17 protein-coding genes are annotated in these 18,606 nt (G+C 73.2%); 14 read left to right on the top strand and 3 right to left on the bottom strand.

The window, feature by feature from the left end:
* Genes SLINC_RS38650 through SLINC_RS38670 form a run of 5 tightly spaced genes read left to right on the top strand, consistent with a single transcriptional unit; the run spans position 1 to position 5,642 of the window.
* On the top strand, positions 1–570 hold the full coding sequence (locus SLINC_RS38650) for an NADH-quinone oxidoreductase subunit J (protein ID WP_375141511.1): 570 nt from the start codon (positions 1–3) through the stop codon (positions 568–570).
* Positions 567–872 carry an NADH-quinone oxidoreductase subunit NuoK gene (gene nuoK, locus SLINC_RS38655; protein ID WP_067443081.1) on the top strand — a complete coding sequence of 102 codons (306 nt, stop codon included), beginning with the start codon at positions 567–569 and terminating at the stop codon, positions 870–872. Before SLINC_RS38650 ends, nuoK begins: the two co-directional genes overlap by 4 nt.
* Positions 869–2,701 carry an NADH-quinone oxidoreductase subunit 5 family protein gene (locus tag SLINC_RS38660; protein WP_067443082.1) on the top strand — a complete coding sequence of 611 codons (1,833 nt, stop codon included), beginning with the start codon at positions 869–871 and terminating at the stop codon, positions 2,699–2,701. The genes nuoK and SLINC_RS38660 overlap by 4 nt, the downstream gene beginning before the upstream one ends.
* A 5-nt stretch (positions 2,702–2,706) precedes the next feature.
* Complete coding sequence (locus tag SLINC_RS38665) at positions 2,707–4,215, top strand: complex I subunit 4 family protein (protein WP_182449253.1); 1,509 nt, start codon at positions 2,707–2,709, stop codon at positions 4,213–4,215.
* A 5-nt stretch (positions 4,216–4,220) separates the two neighbouring features.
* Positions 4,221–5,642 (top strand): NADH-quinone oxidoreductase subunit N, encoded by a 1,422-nt coding sequence (locus tag SLINC_RS38670; RefSeq protein ID WP_182449331.1) that lies wholly within the window; start codon positions 4,221–4,223, stop codon positions 5,640–5,642.
* A gap of 25 nt (positions 5,643–5,667) precedes the next feature.
* Here the strand turns inward: SLINC_RS38670 and SLINC_RS49655 are convergent, their stop codons facing one another.
* Positions 5,668–5,976, bottom strand: a complete 309-nt coding sequence (locus tag SLINC_RS49655) for a hypothetical protein (RefSeq protein WP_067443085.1) — start codon at positions 5,974–5,976, stop codon at positions 5,668–5,670.
* A 159-nt stretch (positions 5,977–6,135) separates the two neighbouring features.
* Here SLINC_RS49655 and SLINC_RS50095 point away from each other — a divergent pair, with 159 nt between their 5' ends.
* The 5 genes from SLINC_RS50095 (at position 6,136) to SLINC_RS38690 (ending at position 10,114) form a co-directional block, all read left to right on the top strand.
* Positions 6,136–6,258, top strand: a complete 123-nt coding sequence (locus SLINC_RS50095; protein ID WP_257785192.1) for a putative leader peptide — start codon at positions 6,136–6,138, stop codon at positions 6,256–6,258.
* Positions 6,259–6,320: 62 nt separating this feature from the next.
* Positions 6,321–7,187: a glutathione S-transferase C-terminal domain-containing protein gene (locus SLINC_RS38680; protein ID WP_067443086.1), complete on the top strand. Its 867-nt coding sequence runs from the start codon at positions 6,321–6,323 to the stop codon at positions 7,185–7,187.
* A 152-nt stretch (positions 7,188–7,339) separates the two neighbouring features.
* On the top strand, positions 7,340–7,426 hold the full coding sequence (locus tag SLINC_RS50290) for a putative leader peptide (RefSeq protein WP_310736526.1): 87 nt from the start codon (positions 7,340–7,342) through the stop codon (positions 7,424–7,426).
* Positions 7,427–7,507: 81 nt separating this feature from the next.
* Positions 7,508–8,710, top strand: a complete 1,203-nt coding sequence (locus SLINC_RS38685; protein ID WP_067443087.1) for an LLM class flavin-dependent oxidoreductase — start codon at positions 7,508–7,510, stop codon at positions 8,708–8,710.
* A 27-nt stretch (positions 8,711–8,737) separates the two neighbouring features.
* A complete protein-coding gene (locus SLINC_RS38690) occupies positions 8,738–10,114 on the top strand; it encodes an NtaA/DmoA family FMN-dependent monooxygenase (protein ID WP_067443088.1) in 1,377 nt (458 codons plus the stop codon).
* A 119-nt stretch (positions 10,115–10,233) separates the two neighbouring features.
* On the opposite strand, the gene absR1 is transcribed toward SLINC_RS38690, so the two are convergent.
* Positions 10,234–11,319, bottom strand: coding sequence for a beta-glucuronidase AbsR1 (gene absR1 / locus SLINC_RS38695; RefSeq protein ID WP_067443089.1), 1,086 nt, complete (start codon positions 11,317–11,319; stop codon positions 10,234–10,236).
* A gap of 72 nt (positions 11,320–11,391) precedes the next feature.
* Here absR1 and SLINC_RS38700 point away from each other — a divergent pair, with 72 nt between their 5' ends.
* Complete coding sequence (locus SLINC_RS38700; RefSeq protein ID WP_067443090.1) at positions 11,392–13,200, top strand: LuxR family transcriptional regulator AbsR2; 1,809 nt, start codon at positions 11,392–11,394, stop codon at positions 13,198–13,200.
* 81 nt (positions 13,201–13,281) lie between these two features.
* Here the strand turns inward: SLINC_RS38700 and SLINC_RS38705 are convergent, their stop codons facing one another.
* A complete protein-coding gene (locus SLINC_RS38705; protein WP_067446177.1) occupies positions 13,282–15,888 on the bottom strand; it encodes a CHAT domain-containing protein in 2,607 nt (868 codons plus the stop codon).
* 118 nt (positions 15,889–16,006) lie between these two features.
* Here SLINC_RS38705 and SLINC_RS38710 point away from each other — a divergent pair, with 118 nt between their 5' ends.
* The 3 genes from SLINC_RS38710 to SLINC_RS38720 are packed head-to-tail and all read left to right on the top strand — an operon-like array spanning position 16,007 to position 18,593.
* Complete coding sequence (locus SLINC_RS38710) at positions 16,007–17,455, top strand: S8/S53 family peptidase (RefSeq protein WP_067443091.1); 1,449 nt, start codon at positions 16,007–16,009, stop codon at positions 17,453–17,455.
* A 59-nt stretch (positions 17,456–17,514) separates the two neighbouring features.
* Complete coding sequence (locus tag SLINC_RS38715; protein ID WP_067443092.1) at positions 17,515–18,090, top strand: RNA polymerase sigma factor; 576 nt, start codon at positions 17,515–17,517, stop codon at positions 18,088–18,090.
* Between the two features lie 5 nt (positions 18,091–18,095).
* Complete coding sequence (locus SLINC_RS38720) at positions 18,096–18,593, top strand: hypothetical protein (RefSeq protein WP_067446179.1); 498 nt, start codon at positions 18,096–18,098, stop codon at positions 18,591–18,593.
* Positions 18,594–18,606: the final 13 nt, after the last annotated feature.

Below are 18,606 nucleotides of genomic sequence, written 5' to 3' on the forward strand. Positions count from 1 at the left end.
ATGGCCGTGCTCGACGACGTGATCTTCTGGGCGCTGGCCCTGTCGGCGGTGGCCGCCGGAGTCATGGTGTTCCGCTTCGACTCCATGGCCCGGGCGACGTACGCCCTGCTGGTCTCGCTGCTGTGCGTCGGCGGTCAGGTGCTGCTGCTCGGCCTCGATTACCTCGGGGTCGTGATCGTGCTGATGATGACCATCGAGATGGCCGTCATGGCCGTCTTCATGGTGATGTACATGATGAACCCGGCCGGGCTCCTGCCGATGACCATGGTCCACAACAAGAAGGGCGCGGCCGTCATCTGCGCGGCCGTCTTCGGCGTCCTGGCCGCCGGGATCCTCCTCGCCCCCTGGCCCGCGCGGCGCGGCCGGGCGTCGGACGACCCGACCATGGACCTCGGCATGTCGCTGATGGGGCCGCAGATGCTCACGATGATGACCCTGGGCCTCACCCTGTTCGCCACGATCGTCGTGACCGTCGTCCTGGCCACCCGCCGGGGCCGCTACGACCGGTTCGGCGACGACCTGTCGGCACACACCGCCGACGATCCCGTACGGGGAGGGGTGGGCCGGTGAGTCTGGAACTGTTCCTGCTGCTCGCCGCCGCCCTGTTCAGCATCGGCCTGTTCGGCGCGCTCACCCAGCAGTCGGTCGTGATGCTGATGATGGGGCTGGAACTGATGCTGGGCGGTGTCATCGTCGGCGCGGCCGCCGTCTGGCACTACATCGCCCCGGACGCCGCCGACGGCCAGGTGCTGGTGGTCCTGGCGGTCACGGTGATGGCGGTGGAGATGGCCGTCGGATTCGCCGTGGTCACCGCGCTGTTCCGGGCGCGTGAGGTGGACATGACCGACATGGCCGCGGAGTTGAAGGAGTGAGCGCCCTGCTGTGGGCGCTCGTCGCGCTGCCGCTGACCGTGGGCACGCTGCTGGCGGTCGTCGGCCGCCCGGCGGACCGGTACGCCCCCGGTGTCGCGGTCGGTACGGCCGTAGGCGCCCTCGGCCTGGCCGTGGCGGTGGCGTTCGGGCACCCGCGGGTCGAGGCGCCCCTGCTCGAAGGGCTGCCCGCCGGGCTGGCGGTCGACGGGCTGTCGGGCCTCATGGTGGTGACCGTCACGGCGGTGACGGCGGCCGTCCTCCTGTTCGGCGTCGCGGACATCGGACCGGGCGAGGCACGCGCCCGCTTCTTCGGGCTGATGCTGCTCTTCGCCGGCGCGATGCTGACGACGGTCACCGCGACCACGCTGCCGGTCCTGCTGATGGCGTGGGAGGTGATGGGCGCCACCTCCTGGGCGCTGATCGGCCACTGGTGGCGCGACCCGGAGCGCGGGGATGCCGCCAACACCGCCTTCCTGACGACCCGCGCCGCCGACCTCGGCCTCTACCTCGCCGCCGGGGCGGCAGTGGCGAGCGGACAGTCCGGGTCCCTCGCCGAACTCCCGGGCGCGGCGGATCCGTGGCAGGCCCTCATCACCGCCGGTGTCATCGTGGCCGCGCTCGGCAAGTCGGCCCAACTGCCCTTCAGTTTCTGGCTGTCCAGGGCCATGCGGGGCCCGAGCCCGGTCTCCGCCCTGCTGCACTCGGCGACCATGGTCGTGGCCGGCGCGTATCTGCTGCTGCGGCTGGAGCCGCTGCTCGCGCGGTCCGGCTGGGGCGGGCCCCTGGTGGCGTGGACGGGCGCGGTGACAGCCGTGCTCCTCGGCCTGGTCGCCGTGGCGCAGACCGACCTCAAACAGCTGCTCGCCGCCTCCACCTGTGCCCAGATCGGCTTCATGGTGCTCGCCGCCGGGACCGGCGCGGTCACCGGCGGAACCCTCCAACTCATCGCCCACGCCGCCGCGAAGAGCCTGGCCTTCCTCGTCGCCGGCGCCTGGCTGACATCCCTCGGCACCAAGGCGCTGCCCGCCCTGCACGGCGCGGCCCGACGGCACCGCACGGCCGGGATCGCCTTCACCGTCGCGGCCCTGGCGCTGGCCGGGATCCCGCCCCTGTCGTTGTGGGCGGCGAAGGACGTCCTGCTCGCCGAGGCCCTGGAGGACAGCACGGCGCTGTACGTCGTCGGGCTGGCCGGGGCGGTGATCTCCGCGGTGTACAGCGCCAAGGCCCTCTGGTTCGTCTGGCAGCCGGCTCCCGCGGCGGACCGCCACCGCGAGGAGCCGCTGCCGTTGGCGACCCGGCTGCCGCTGGTGATCCTGGCGGTCGCCTGCGTCGCGCTGACGGCCACGTCCTTCCCGCCTGTGCGGGAAGCGGTCGGGCGGGTGCTCGGCGGTGAGGCCCAACCAGGGCCGCGGACATGGGAGTTCGCCCTGTCCGGTGTGCTCGCGGTCGTCGTCTCGGCCGTCGTGTGGATCCGCGGCCCGCACCTGCGCGCCTTGGCCGTCCAGACACAGTGGCTCCATCTGGAGACGGCCGCGCATGCGCTCCTCGTCCGTCCGGTCATGCGCCTCGCCGACGCCCTCGCCGCCTTCGACGACCGGGTGCTGGACCGTGCCGTCGACGGCACCGCCCGTGGCTCGGTCCGGCTGGCGCGGTGGACCGACACCCAGGTGGAGCGACTTGTCGACGGCGCCGTGGAGGGGGTTGCGGGCGGTGCGCGGGCGCTCGGCCGCCTGGCGCGCCGGCCGCAGACCGGGCAGCTGCACCAGTACCTCGCTCAGGCGGTCGCCGCCTTCACCGTCCTCGCCGTCGTCCTCGTCCTCGTGAGGTGACCGCCGTGCTCACGGCCATCGTCCTGCTCCCGACCGCCATGGCGGCCCTCCTGCTGTGCGTGCCGCGCGGCGCGCCCCGCCACCTGTTCCTGACGGCCTGGGCGTCGACCACCGCCGTCGAACTGGTCCTGACCGTGATCGTCTGGGCGGGATACCGGGCCGACGGCGGCATGCAGTACGAGACGCGGGCCCGCTGGATCCCGAGTGCCGGCATCAGCTACCACATCGGCGTCGACGGCCTGTCGCTCCCGCTCGTCGCCCTCACCTGCGTCCTGTTCCTGGCCTGCGCCCTGTACGCCTGGCGCGACACCCGGCGGGTCAGGGAGTTCGCGGCCCTGTTCCTCTTCCTCCAGACCACCTGCCTCGGCCTGTTCGTCGCCCTCGACCTGATCCTGTTCTTCGTCTTCTTCGACCTGTCCATCGTCGCGATGTACTTCGTCATCGCCGGATGGGGACACAAGAACGCGGCCCGCTCCGCGCTGAAGTTCTTCCTCTACACCTTCATCGGCTCCCTCGCCCTGCTGCTGGGCTTCATCGGCCTCTACCTCGCCGCCGACCCGCACACCTTCGACATCGTCGAGCTGACCGATGCCAACCCCCTTGCGGGGCGCACCACTTACGGCGCGCTCGTCCTGCTCGCCATCGGCGTCGGGCTGGCGGTCAAGACGCCGACCGTGCCCTTCCACACCTGGTTGCCGCCCGCGCACACCGACGCCCCGGCCGCCGGCTCTGCGATCCTCGCCGGGGTGCTGCTGAAAATGGGCGCCTACGGCTTTCTGCGCATCGCCCTGCCCGTCCTGCCCGGCGCCTGGCGCGACCACGCGCTCGTCTTCGTCGTCGTCGGCGTGGTCTCCGTGCTGTACGGCGCGCTGGTCGCCCTCGCCCAGACCGACTTCAAACGGATGGTCGCCTACACCTCCGTCAACCACATGGGCTACATCGTCCTGGCGATCGGAGCGGCCGGGGCCGTCGGCTCGGACCAGGAGGAGGCCCGGCGGCTCGCGGTCACCGGATCGCTCTTCCAGATGGTCAGTCACGGGCTGCTGACCGGGGCCCTGTTCCTGCTCGCCGGCGTGCTGTACGAGCGGGGGCGCACCTACGAGATGCCCGCGTACTCGGGGGTCGCCGGGCGGGCGCCCGTCTTCGCCGCGCTGACCGGCGTCGCCGCCTTCGCCTCGCTCGGGCTGCCGGGCTTCTCCGGGTTCATCGCCGAGTTCCAGATCCTCACCGGGAGCCTGGGACCGCAGCCGGTGGCCACCGGGCTGGCCGTGCTCGGGATCCTGCTCACCGCGGGCCTGTTCCTGCGCGCCCTGCAACAGGTCTTCCTCGGACCACTGCGGCTGCCGCTCGCCGCCCCCGGAACCGACCGGCCCTTCCCGGACATCCGCCGCCACGAAGGGCTCGCGATCGTCCCGCTGCTGGTCCTGGGCGTCGTCCTCGGTATCGCTCCCCGGTTCGTGCTCGACGTCATCGAACCCGCCTCGCGCACCGTGCTGGAGCTGCTCGCGCGATGAACGAGATGCCCCCGATGAACGAGAACCCCGTCCACCTCCTGCCCGAGGTGCTGCTCGCCGCCTCGGCCGTGCTCGGCCTGCTGCTCGGCGCGTGGCTGCCGCGCCGCCGCCAGTGGCTGACCGGAGCGCTGGCGGCCGTCGCCTGCGCCGCGGGGATCGTCGCCGCCGCGATCGCCGCGGCCGACCCCGTCCGGACGGTCTTCGGCGACTCCTTCGCCCTCGACACGCTCACCGCCACCGGCAGGATCGTCATCCTCGGCGCGACCCTGCTGGTCCTCGCCCTCGCCCTGCCGCGGATGCACGCCGACCCGCGCGAGACGGAGTTCTACGTCCTGCTCCAACTCGCCTCCGCCGGCGCCCTGATGCTGGCCGGAGCCCAGGACCTGCTCCTCCTCGCCGCCGCCTACCTGCTCGCGAGCGTGCCCGCCTACGCGCTCGCCGGGTTCCGCAAGGACGGCCCCGGCACCGAGGCGGCCCTGAAGTTCTACGTCGTCGGCGCGCTCCTCGGCGTGGTCATGCTCGGCGGCGTCACCGTCCTCCTCGCCGCCGGGCGGACCACGTCGTACCCCATGCTGCGGACCGAACTCGCCGAGGCACCGGGCGGGTTGGTGGCGGTCGGCACGCTGGCTCTGCTCGCCGGTCTGCTGTTCAAGGCCGGGGGCGTGCCCGGCCACTTCTGGGTGCCGGACGCCGTCCAGGGCAGCTCGGCGCCGGTGGCCGCCTTCCTCGCCACCATCCCCAAGATCGGCGCGCTGGTGGCCTTCTACCGGCTCGCCGCCGTGCCGCTCGCGGACGCGGACCTGCCGTGGGCCGGCCTGGTGGCCGTCCTCGCGGTCGCGTCGATGACCTTGGGCAACCTGGCGGCCTTCTTCCAGCAGGACGTCAAACGGCTGCTCGCCTATTCCACGATCAGCCAGGTCGGCTACCTGTTGCTCCCGGTGGCCGTCGCCGGACGCACCGACCTCGACCAGCGGGCGCTGCTGTACTACCTGGCCGGGTACGCGCTCACCAACCTCGGCGCCTTCGCCGTCGTCTGCGCCCTGCCCGGTGCCCACACCCTCGACGACTACCGCGGCCTGGCGCGGGCGCACCCGGCGCTCCTCGCCTCGCTCGCCGTCTGTCTGCTGGGCCTGGTGGGCACGCCCCCGACCGCCGTCTTCCTCGGCAAACTGGAGGTCTTCAGCGCCGCCTTCGACGGCGGCTACGCCTGGCTCGCGGTGGTCGCGGCCGTCAACACGGTGGCCTCGCTCTTCTACTACCTGCGCTGGATCGGCCCGGCGTTCCGCACGCCCGGGGCCGCACGCGAACCGCATGCCACATCGAGGCCGGCCGCCGTGGTCGCCTACGCGGCCGCCGCCGGTTCCGTCGTCCTCGGCGTGCTGGGCGGTGTCGTCCTGGACGTGCTGGACGGTCCGCTCGCCCGCTGACCCGGGCCCGGAGGCGACGTCGGCCTCACTGCTGCGGCGACGCCTGCCAGCCGCCCTGGTGCTGCTGCATCGGCGGCTGGTAACCCTGCTGCGGCGCGTACTGCGGCGGCGCCGAGGGCTGCGGGGGCCGTACGGCGGAACCACCTTGTGGGCGGGCGAGCAGACACGCGACGGCGCCGATCATCAGCCCGATGCCGAGATGCGAACTCGCCTCCCGGATCTGCGTGAACTCGACGCTCTCGACATCGCTGCGCTCCGCGATCATCGGCATGGCGAACCCCTGGACGAGGAAGTACAGGCCGAGCACGAGGAAGATCCAACCCAAGACTCTCATGGCCGGTACCTTACGGGCGCTCTTGCGGGCCTCCACCGTTGCTTTCGCAAGCGATCGCACCGCTCCCACGACCGTGCCCACCCCGTGGACGCCCCCTTGACGAGGACCGGGCGTCGATCGACACTCCTCGTGGGAATCCTAGTGAACAGGTAGGGAAGCATGGGGCGCCTTGAGCCGGTCAGTGTGCGGGTGGGCCGTACGTCTCGGCCGGCGCTCCTGCTGACGTCCCGCCGTCACATCGATCTGCTGCGGGTGTGCAGCGCGATCGGGCCCCTGGGCTGAGCCCCTCCGTACCCGACGTCGCTTCCGTCGCGTGCACGTCCGTTCCTACCCCGGGGAGATCCATGTCCGTCACGCCGCTCGCCCTCGCCCCTGTCCACCCCGCTCCCGCGTTCCGGGGGCGGATCGGCCGGGACGCGCGCAGTGGGCACTACGCCGTGCCGCGCCGCTACCGGCTCCATCTGTCCGCGACCTGCTCCGACGGTCTCCGGATCGCCGTGACGCACGGCCTGCTCGGGCTCGACGACGTCTGTCCGGTGACACCGTTGGGGGCGGTCCCGGACTGTCCCGACGGGGGGCATTCCGCGCTGCGTCCGCTGTACGAGGCGAGCGTGCACCGGTACCGGGGTGCGGCCGTCGGGCCGGTGCTGAGCGACGACTGGTCGGGGCGGATCGTCAGCACCCACGCGCCCGACATCACCCGTGACCTGGCCCGGCACTTCGGCGGTGGCCGGCCGGCGCTGTACCCGTGCGGGGCGGAGTCGGAGATCGAGGCCGTGGAGCGGATGTGCGCGCAGGGCATCGAGGAGGCCGCCCAGCGGGCCGGCACCGCGGGGTCGGAGCCGACGGAACGGGACGCGGCGCTCGGGAAGCTGCTGCAGACCCTGGACGTGCTGGAGCGTCGGCTAGAGGTGGAGGAGTACCTGATCCGGGATCAGATCACCGCCGCCGACGTGGAGTTGTGGGTGACGCTCGTGCAGCTCGACACCGTGCACCGCCACCACCTGGACGCCGCCGCCGTGCACCGCGTCGCCGGCCACCCCGCTCTGTGGGCCTATGCCCGCCGCCTGGCCGCCCACCCGGCCTTCGGCGCCCACCTCGACCTCGACGGCATCGCCCGCCGCCACCACGCCCGCTGCCGTGGGCTGGAGGCAGCCGGGGCGGCCGTGCAGATCCTGGACTGGGAGTCCCACGCGGCCGTCCGGCCGTAGCCACAGGGGTGCCGTCCGCCGGACCGGCAGGCCGGGAACATCCCACGAGGGCCCGGCGTTGTGACTCACGACGAGATGCGTCGGCGGCTTCGTGCGCTCAGCAGTCCGTGCGCCGAGCAGGTTCGTGCGCCCAGCAGGAGGAGGTGACGGGCGTGACTCCCACACTCCGCTCCGTCCGTCTCCACTCCCGGCCGCACATCGATCTCCAGCGCGTGTCCGCCGCGCTCTGTTGCTCCTGACCCGTCTGCTGCCCAAGCCGCCCTGCCCCGCCCGTGCGCGGGCCGGCGCTCTCGTACGGACCCTCAGGAAGGCACCCCCTCGTGTCCCCTTCTTCTCCTGCTTCTCCCTCTTCTCCGCTGCATCTCGCCGTCGCCCTGGACGGCACCGGCTGGCACCCCGCCTCCTGGCGCGAGCCGGTGGCCCGGCCCCGTGAGCTGTTCACCGCCGGATACTGGGCCGGCCTGGTCGCCGAGGCCGAACACGGTCTGCTCGACTTCGTCACCTTCGAGGACGGCCTGGGCCTTCAGTCCTCGCACCACGCCGAGTTGGACGACCGCACCGACCAGGTCCGCGGTCGCCTGGACGCCGTACTGATCGCGTCCCGCGTCGCGCCCCTGTCCCGCCGCATAGGGCTGGTGCCGACCGTGGTCGCCACCCACACGGAGCCGTTCCACATCTCCAAGGCGATCGCCACCCTGGACTACGTCAGCACCGGCCGCGCGGGTTTGCGCGTGCAGATCTCCGCCCGCCCGCACGAGGCCGACCACTTCGGCCGCCGTACCGTCCCACCCGTCGAGGACCACGACAGCCCGGTGCTGACCGACCTCCTCGACGAGGCCGCCGACCATGTCGAGGTCGTGCGCAGGCTCTGGGACAGCTGGGAGGACGACGCCGAGATCCGGGACGTTGCCACCGGCCGGTTCGTGGACCGGGACAAACTGCACTACGTCGACTTCGAGGGCAGGCACTTCAATGTCAAGGGCCCCTCGATCACCCCGCGCCCACCCCAGGGCCAGCCGCTCGTCACCGCCCTCGCCCACGGGACCGTCCCCTACCGGCTGGTGGCCCGCGGGGCCGACATCGGCTTCGTCACCCCGCACGACACCGACCAGGCCCGCGCGATCGTCGCCGAGATCCGCGCCGAACAGGAGAACGCCGGCCGGGCGGCCGAACCCGTGCACGTCTTCGGGGATCTGGTGGTCTTCCTGGACGACGATCCGGCCGAGGCGGCCGCCCGCCGGGACCGGCTCGACACGCTCGCGGGAGAGCCGTACACCAGTGACGCGCGGATCTTCACCGGAACTCCCGCCCAACTCGCCGACCTGCTCCTGGAGTTGCGTTCGGCCGGGCTGACCGGCTTCCGGCTGCGCCCCGCCGTCCTCGGCCACGACCTTCCGGCGATCACCCGGGGACTGGTCCCCGAACTCCGGCGCCGGGGTGCCTTCCGCAGCGCCTACGAGGCCGGCACCCTGCGCGGCCTGCTGGGCCTGGCCCGCCCCGCCAACCGCTACGCCGCCGTCTGAGCCTCTGAGCCGGAAGGACCGCAGATCATGAGCAAGCCACTGAAGCAGATCCATCTGGCCGCGCACTTCCCGGGCGTCAACAACACCACCGTGTGGAGCGACCCCGAGGCCGGCAGCCACATCGAGTTCGACTCCTTCGCGCACTTCGCGCGCACCGCCGAACGCGCCAGGTTCGACTTCCTGTTCCTCGCCGAGGGGCTCCGGCTCCGTGAACAGGGCGGCGAGATCTACGACCTGGACGTCGTGGGCCGCCCCGACACCTTCACCGTCCTGGCCGCGCTCGCCGCCGTCACCGAGCACCTCGGCCTGACCGGCACCATCAACTCCACCTTCAACGAGCCCTACGAGGTGGCCCGCCAGTTCGCCACCCTCGACCACCTCTCCGGCGGCCGCTCCGCCTGGAACGTCGTCACCTCCTGGGACGCCTTCACCGGCGAGAACTTCCGCCGCGGCGGCTTCCTGCCGCAGCAGGAGCGCTACTCCCGCGCCAAGGAGTTCCTGGCCACCGCGCACGAGCTCTTCGACTCCTGGCACGGCGACGAGCTCCTCGCCGACCAGGCGGCAGGAGAGTTCCTGCGGGACGCCAAGGCCGGCTCCTTCGTGCACACCGGCCACCACTTCGACATCCACGGCCGGTTCAACGTCCCGCGCTCCCCCCAGGGCCGCCCGGTGATCTTCCAGGCCGGCGACTCCGACGAGGGCCGCGAGTTCGCCGCCTCGGACGCCGACGCGATCTTCAGCCGGTACGCCACCCTGGAGGAGGGCCGGGCCTTCTACACCGACGTCAAGAACCGCCTCGCCAAGTACGGCCGCCGCCACGACCAGTTGCTCATCCTGCCCGCCGCCACCTTCGCGCTCGCCGACACCGACGCCGAGGCGCAGGAGCTGGCGCGCGAGGTACGCCGGCAGCAGGTCAGCGGGGCCACCGCACTCAAGCACCTGGAGTTCGTCTGGAACCGGGACCTGTCCTCCTACGACCCGGACGGCCCGCTTCCCGACATCGACCCGGCGGTCGGCGACCACCACATCTCCGAGGGGCGCGCCCAGGTCCGCATGTACCGGGACCCGCTGGCCACCGCCCGCGAGTGGCGCGAGCTGGCGGCCGCCCACCACTGGTCCATCCGCGACCTGGTCATCGAGACCGGCAACCGGCAGAACTTCGTCGGCTCACCCGAGACCATCGCCCGCACGATCGATGAATACGTACAGGCCGACGCCAGTGACGGCTTCATCCTGGTCCCGCACATCACCCCGACCGGTCTCGACGCCTTCGCCGACAAGGTCGTCCCGTTGCTCCAGGAACGAGGTGTGTTCCGCACCGAGTACGAGGGACCGACCCTGCGCCACCATCTCGGTCTGGCCCATCCGGACGACGTGGGAGGCGAGCGGCGGGCGGCGTCCTGAGTCGCCCGGCGCGGTGTGGGTCACGGAGGTCTCCCTCCCCCGAAGGAGACCTCCGTGACCGCTTCCCCGGCGCCGGACTGTCGGTCCGATCCTCGTCCGTGTGCGACCCGTACGTGCTCTCACCAGCACATCACGGCCGTTTCCCCCGAACCCCAGCCGGAGTACAGGCGCACACGGACGAAGTAGCGGCGGCCCTTGACGAGATGGGCCTTGATCGTGGCGTTGCGGTCGGTGCCGCCGTCGTCCTGGCCGGTGAGGTAGCGGGGCTCGCCGTCCCGCTCCTCGAAGACCACGACGAGGGCGTCGCTCTGGCCGAAGGTGCCCACGGTGTACTCGCGGGTCTCCGGCGGCTCGACGACGAAGTCGGCCTGCTCGCCCGGCCCGAGGGCGAGCGGCGCCGAACGGAAGGGCACCAGCGCCGGCGGCCGTGGCGGCCGGAGGGCCGGGTACCAGCGCAGGACGTACTCCTTGTCGGCGGGGGAGAGCACGCCGGGCGGTTCGATGCCCGTGCGGTACTGCTCCGGTTCCAGGATCAGCCCGGCCTCGAAGGGGTACTGCATGATCGACTGCGGGTCCCAGACGGAGCCGTTGACCTCGTCAGGGTCGAGCTTGCGCAGGATGTTGAAGAAGGTCCGCTCCCGGTTCCAGAAGTTCGGCGGGCCCGCCAGATCGGCGTAGACGGCCTCGTCGTCCCAGTGGATGCCGGCGAACGGGCTCTGGTGCTCGTGCAGCATGCCGAGCGCGTGTCCGATCTCGTGCAGGGCCGTCCCGCGCTCCCCGGGCGCGGTCAGGTCCCAGCCGAAGTTCATCGTGCGCTCGTTCAGCCCGACCTGGAGCGCGTCCTTGCCCACGGTCGACCAGGAGCCGTCCCCGACCTGGAAGCCGATCCGCAGCTCGGCCTCCGAGCGGTCGGTGACCTCGGCGAACGTCACGCCGATGCCGAGGTCCTGCCACTGGCGGAAGCACTCGCGCACGACGTCCTGCTGCTCCTTGGCACCGGCCCACGTCACCCGCCGGGTCACCCCGGTGCCCGGAACGGGGATGACGGACCCGTCGGCGTCGTCGTCGAAGAAGGAGTAGTGCAGCACGGTGTTGTTGACCCACATGCGGCTGCCGCCGATGAGCGCACTGAGCCGCTCGGCGGCCAGACCCGGCGCGAAGGCGCGGTCCGGCGCCTGAGCTAGGGCGCAGTAGCGTGCGGTCATGGCGACCAGCCTGCCGTCGCCGCACTGCGGGTGACTTGAGTCGGGGGCTACTCAAGTCACCCTGTATCAGGGATGAGTAGGCGTGCTCCATCTACCGTGACGACTTCCGCACGGGACGCCAAGACGCTGGAGTTGCCCTGGCCCTTCACCGGCCGGGGGGACGAACTGGAACTGGTCCGCAGGGCCCTGGCCGCCACCCGCCACGGCATCGCGGTGACCGGTCCGGCGGGCACGGGCAAGACCCGCCTCGCCACGGAGGCCGTGCGCGGCACCGACTGCGTCAAGGTGGCCGGGACGCCCGAGAGCCGGCAGATCCCCTTCGCCGCGTTCGCGCCCGTGCTGCCCGAGTCGGTGACCCTGCACCGCGCGCTCCACCTCCTGTCCGGCACCCGGCTGCTGCTGGTCGACGACGCCCATCTGCTCGACGACGCCTCCGCCGCTCTGGTCCACCAGCTGGCCGTGCACGGACGCACCCGGCTGCTGGTCGTCGCCACCGACGAGGTTCCGGTGCCCGGCGCGATCTCCCGTCTGTGGACCGGGGAGCTGCTGCCGCGTCTCGCCCTGGAACCGCTGCCCCGCGACGAGACGGCCCTGCTGCTGACGGCGGGCGCCGGGGAGGCGCTGGAACCGCTCACCGTCGGCCGGCTGCACCGCCTGTGCCGGGGCGATCTGCGGCTGCTGCGGGACCTGGTGGGCGCGGTGCGCGAGCTGCTCGTGCGCGTCCCGGGGACGGACACCTGGGCCTGGCGCGGCCCGGTGCCGGTCACCGCGACCGTCCGCGAACGCGCCGGGCGCGTCCTGGACCGGGTCGGCCCCGAGGAGCGCGAGACGCTGGAGCGGGTGGCCTTCGGCGAGCCCCTGCCGCTCGACGCCGACGCTCTCGACCTGTGCGTCCTCGAACGCCTGGAGGCCGACGGCCTGGTCCACGTCGACGACCGGGGCGCCGTCCGTCTCGCCCACCCGCTGCACGGGCCGGTGCTGCGCGCCGCGGCGGGCCGCCTGCGGGCCAAGCGGCTGGCCCGCACCCCGGACAGCTGCGCCACCGCCCTGGCGGCGGAGTCGGCCGCTCTGGCCCGGGGCATCGACGACGCCGACGTCCGGGCATGTCCGACGCCGGTGGGGGAGTGGCTGGTGGCGGAGGGCGCCACGGTCCCGGCCGGACACGCCGCGCTGCGCGCGCGGTTCGCACGCCTGCGGGGGGAACTGCGGGAGGCGGCGGCCTGGGCGAGGGAGGGACTGCGGGACGCTGCCGATGACCCGTCCTGCCGTACCGAACTCGCCCTGGCCGCCGCGCAGTCGGGCCAGGTCTCCGCCGCGCCGGACGCGGCCGCGAGTGTGTGGCGGGCGGCCGCCCGCGGCGACCTCGACGCGGCACTGGAGGCGGTCACCGACGATCCCTACGACGCCGTCCGCCTCGGCGCGCCCGAACGGGCCCTCGGCCGCCTCACCGGCGTGTTCGCCGCCCACGCCGACGCGCTCGCCCGGGGTGACGGCGCCGCCCTGGACCGGGTGGCCGAGCAACTGGAGGAGCGCGGCTTCCTGCTGTTCGCCGCCGAGGCCCGCGCCCAGGCCGTCCACACGCACCGCGACCCGCGTGCCGTGCGCGTCTCGCGCACCCGCGCCGTCGCCCTGGCCCGGCGCTGCCCGGGCGCCCGCACACCGGCGCTGTCCGGGCCCGCCCTCGGTGAACTCACCGCCCGGCAACGGCAGATCGTCACGCTCGCCGCCGCGGGGCTCAGCAACCGGCAGATCGCCCAGCAGCTCACCCTGTCCGTCCGGACCGTGGGCAACCACCTCTACGGCGCCTACGCCCGGCTCGGCGCCGGCGACCGCGACGCCCTGTCGTGGCTGGTGGAGCAGCCGGAAACCCGGTCGGCCTGAGCCGACCGCCCCAGGACCGGCGGTCTGACCCCCAGGTTTCGGGGGAGGGGTCAGGCCGCCGACCCGAGCCCCGACCCGGCCTCAGGCCGCCCCGAACGCCGAGAACGCCCAGCCGGTCGCCTGGTGGGTGGCGTCGCCCGGAAGCGCGGCCCGGGCGTCGCGCAGCGCCTCCGCCAGGGACAGCCCGGCACTGAGCCCCTTGTGCAGCGCGAGCATCAACGGCACCACCGCGGCGTCGTTGACCGGCGCGCTGCACGCCACCACCCCGGCCGTGCCCAGCGGCAGCAGCGCGGTGACCAGGCCGAGCAGCTCGTCGGCGCCCACCGAGGCGAACCGGGCGGTGTCGCAGCAGGACAGGATGATCCGGTACGGGCTGCGGTCCAGACGCTCGAAGTCGTGCACGATCAGCGGGCCGTCGGCCATCCGCAACGCCGAGAACAGCGGGCTGTCCGCGCGGAACGTGCCGTGCGCGGCGATGTGCGCCAGCTCGGAGCCGTCCAGCTCCTCCAACACCCGGGGCACCCGGGCCTCTTCGTACTCCAGCACCGTCGACCCCCCGTACCGGTCGGCCAGTTCGGGCACCTCCGCACCCTCCGTCGCCAGCCCCGGCCCGCGCACCAGCACCCGCCGGCCGCCGGGCGGCGGCACGGTGTCCCGGGACCGCAGCCAGCTGCTCGCCGACGGCGACACGCTGAACACCCGCTCCCGCAGCGACGGCAGCAGCGCCCAGGGCACCCGGTGCAGCCGCCCCGGCGGCACCACCACCACCGGTCCGGTGCCCAAGTGCTCCGCCGCCGGCCCGAACAGCAGCTCCTCCAGGCGCCGTCCGGCCGCCTCCACCACCGGGAGCCTGGCCTCGGCGCCCGGGTGGGCCAGCCGCCGCAGACCCGCCTGCACATGCTCGGCCTCGGTCTCCGCCTCGGCCAGCAGCCCGGCCTCGAACCGCCGCACCCTCCCCTGCCCGCACAGCAGCACCTGCACCCGCCCGTCGAGCACGGCCAGCTCCACCAGCCGTACGTCCTCGCCCAGACGTTCCAGCATCAGCGCCGGATCGAACCGGTGCCCGCCGCCGGGCGCCGCACCGCTGATGTGCAGCGTCCGGGAGCGGATCTCCCGCTCCAGGCGCCGCTGGTCACGCTCCAGCGCCGGGACGGGACGGCCGTCCATGCGGGCGGCCTCGGCGCGGGCCGCGATCTCCCGGAAGGCGGTCAGACCGCTGAGCAGGGCCGGGTCGGCGGGCGGCCGGGTCGGCGGCGCGGACAGCACGGTGGCCCGCCAGCGCTCGCTCCACGTCAGCAGCCGTCGCGGGCCGCCGGAATCGAGACTCGCCCGCTGGGCCAGCGCGGCGAGCTCCGCACCCTGCGCGGTGGCGCGGGCCCGCAGCTCCGACGCGCCGAGCGTCGTGCGGTGCGCGTCCAGCACGTCGAGGCCGTGCCGGCAGGCCTCCAGGACGCCCCGGCCGGAACCGGCCGCCCGGGCTCGCAGCGCCTGCGCCGCCCAGCCCGTCATCCGGGCCAGCGGCGGGCCGCCGTGCCTGCTGCGCGCGGCGACCTTCAGATGCAGTTCGGCGTCCGCCGTCCAGCCCAGGTCGAGCGCGATCCGGCCCGCCAGCAAGGACGCCTCCGGCGCGGCCGGCGCGCCGAACGCGGCCAGCCGCTCGGCCACCCCGGCGGCGTCCGCGACCAGCCGCCCCGAGGCACGCCCCGCCGCGACCCGCGCCTCGATCAGCACCAGCCGGGCATGCGCCTCCCACCAGGGACGCCGCTGCCCGGCGAACAGCCGTACGGCGAGGGCCGCGCGCGCGATCGCCGTGTGCGGATCGCCCCCGAGCCGGGCGGCCCGCGCGGCGGCCAGCAACAGCTCCGCCTTGCGCGTCGACTGCCCGCCGATGCCGTCGAGCACCCCGATCGCCGCGTCCGCCTCGGCCAGCGCCTCCGGGGCGAGGCCGGCGGCCATCAGCACCTCGCAGCGCCGGATGTTCAGCATGAACGTCGGCGTGCCGAGCTTGGCGTAGCGCTCCTCCGCCTCGTCCAGCAGCCGGAGCGCCGCCGGAATGTCGCCCGACCGGAACGCGGCCAGACCGCGGCTCTCCACCGCGTCCGCCTTGTCGTGCTCCTGGCCCGTGGTGTCCCACAGGGACTCGGCCGCGGTGAAGTCGGCGGCCGCGCGCTCCACCGCGCCGAGCGCGAGATGCACGGTGGCGCGCAGGGTCAGCGCGCGCGCCGTCCAGATGACGTCGTCCGCCTGCCGCAGCACGGGGATCGACCGGCGTACGTCCTCCAGCGCTTCCCGGTGCCGCCCCAGCACCCACGAGGCGTACGCCCGGCGGAACAGCACCCGGGCCCTGGTGTGCCCGCTGCTCACCTCGACACCCCGCTCCAGCGCCTTCAGGCCCTCCCGGGTACGGCCCGCGTGCACCAGCGCCACACCGAGCGCGGCCAGCACATCCGCCTCCCGGTCGGCGGACTCCGCGCGCGCCGCCAGTTCCCGGGCGCGTCGCAGATGGTGCAGCGCGATCCTGAGGTCGCCCCAGTCCCGCTGCCAGATGCCGATCACCTGGTGGGCGACGGAGGCATGCAGGGGCGGGGGATCCGAGCCGAGTACCTCTTCCGCCCTCGCCAGCGCCTCGTTGGGCGCGGCGAACACCAACGGCAGCAGTTCGAGAACCGAGTCGCTTCCCGCTGTCACCTCATGGATGGTAGTGGCCGCGGACACACCCGACACAGGCTTGCGCCGCATCGGCTGTATCAATCGACGGCTCCGCCGCTCTGACTGACGACCACCGCCTCAGTGGGAGGGACACGCCATGGCACCTCAGCGATTCCATGAGCAGTTCGATCAGATCCAGCGATCCATGCCCGACGTCCCCCTGGCCCTCGGCCCCGACGACGCCGCGGAGTTCATCTACGAGAAGGGTGTCGTCCTCGCCCGGGACGAGGACGCCGGGCTCGTCGAGGACAACGTGCGCACGCACTTCACGGCGGCCACCGGTCTGAGCGCCGACCAGATACGGCGGGCCGGTCCGGAGACCAACCGCTCCGGCATCACCCGCATCCAGGTGGGCGACCCCTCCCACGGCGACATGAACGCCGACCGGGCTGTCGCGCACGCCCTGCGCGCCCTGCGTGAACCCGAGGGACGCGCCGGACACCGGATGATCAGCCGCAACCACGTGGTGTCGATCGCGGTGAACTCCTGTCCCGGCGACGAGCCCGTGCCCGCCCCGCTCACCCAGGGCACCAACCCGGCACCCGCCGAGGGCGGCCACACCGCGGACAGCGCCGTTGGCGTCCTCGTCATCGACAACGGCCTCACGCACGACCACGCGGCCGTCCCCCTGCTCGCCCACGTCCGCGGCGACGTGCACGAAACCGAGACCGACGGCCGGGGCAACCTCCTCCAGTACATCGGCCACGGCACGTTCATCGCGGGACTGGTCGCCGCCGTCGCACCCAACACGGACGTCACCGTCCGCAGCACCCTCAACGACGCCGGCGCCATCCTGGAGTCCGAGTTCGGCGAGCGGCTCTTCGACGCCGTCGACCGGGACGGCTGGCCCGACGTCATCAGCCTCTCCGCCGGCACCTCCAACGGCCGCACCGACGGCCTCCTCGGCGTCGCCGCCTTTATGGAGGAACTCCGCCAGCAGCGCACCCTGCTGGTCGCCGCGGCCGGCAACAACGCCAGCGCCACCCCCTTCTGGCCCGCCGCCTATGCGTCGCTGCCCGAGTACCAGGACGTCGTGCTGTCGGTCGGAGCGCTGCGCGGCGACGGCGAGTTCGGCGCCTGCTTCAGCAACCACGGCCCCTGGGTGAACGCCTACGCCCCCGGCGAGCGCCTCACCAGCGCCCTCACCGGCTTCGACGCACCCGTCCCGTACGAGTACCAGCACTCCACGTACGACGCCTGCCGCTACGGCTTCTCCTACGTCTGCACCTGCCAGGCGCCCCGCCACACCGGCGTGTTGAGCGAGAACGGCACGAGCGCCAAGCCCGACCAGGTGATGTTCGAGGGGTTCGCGCACTGGAGCGGCACCTCCTTCGCCACCCCGGTCGTCGCCGGCATGGTCGCCGCGCACATGACCGCGCACAAGGAGACCGACCCGCGTGCCGCCCGCAAGCAACTGCTCGAAGCGAACAGCGAGTTCGCGGAGGTGCGCGGGACCCATGTGCCGGCGCTGCGCCCGGCCACCTGGCGTCCGGTCCCGGTCGTCCAGCGCGCGGTACCGGTCGTGCAGCGCTCGGCCCGCGCATGAGGTCCGGAACCGCCCCTTCCACGGCGTACGATGACTTGCCGTACACGAGGGGTGGGGACGTGGACCGAGCAGATGTCGGCGGGCTCGTCCAGTCCGCCGTCGACGGTGACGCGGCGGCCTGGAAGGCGCTCGTGGAAGGACTGAGTCCTCTGGTGTGGTCCGTCGTGCGCGCGCACCGGCTCTCCGACGCCGACGCACACGAGGTGTACCAGACGGTGTGGTTCCGCTTCGCCCAGCATCTGGGCCGGATCCGCGAACCGCAGAAGGCGGGCTCCTGGCTGGCGAGCACCGCACGTCACGAGTGCCTGAAGGTGCTCAAGAGCTTGAGGCGACTGACGCCCACGGACGATCCGAAGGTCCTTGACCGGATCAGTGACGACCGTACGCCCGAGCAGTCGTTCCTCGACTCCGAGGAGGCCGCCGCGGAGTCGGAGCGGATCCGGCGCGTGTGGCAGGAGTTCGAGGAACTCGGCGATCGCTGCCGGCAGCTGCTCCGGGTGCTGATGGCGTCGCCGCCGCCCAGCTATCAGGAGGTGTCCGCCGCGCTCGGTATCGCGGTGGGCAGCATCGGGCCGCTGCGCCAGCGCTGTCTGCGCCGCCTGCGGGCCCGACTCGACGCACGGGGAGCGTTGTGAGCGACATGAACGACATGGACGGCACGAACGGCACGAACGGCACCAATGGTATGAACGGCACGGACGACGAGTTCGCGGCCGACCTGCTGGAGGAGGAACTGCGCCGGGCCGCGGGCATCCTGGACCCGGTCCCGCCGGCGCTGCGGCAACTCGCCGTGGAGGCCTACACGTTGCACGACCTCGACGCCCGGCTCGCCGAGCTGACCTTCGACTCGCTGGTCGACGCGATCCCGGTGCGGGGAGCGACGGACGTCTCCCGCATGCTGACCTTCCACACCGGGGACGTCACGGTCGACGTGGAGGTGACGTCGCAGGGGCTGATCGGGCAGGTGCTGCCCCCGCAGCCGGCGGGCATCGAGATGCTCGGCGGACCGCAGCCGGGCACGACGCTGGTGACCGACGCCATGGGGCGTTTCACCTCCGACGTGACACCCGCCGGCCCCTTCGCGCTGCGGCTGCGGACCGGCCAGGAGGTGGTGGTCACCGAGTGGCTGCGCGCCTGACCTCGGGGCGGCC

Source organism: Streptomyces lincolnensis, assembly GCF_001685355.1.
GTDB lineage: Bacteria > Actinomycetota > Actinomycetes > Streptomycetales > Streptomycetaceae > Streptomyces > Streptomyces lincolnensis.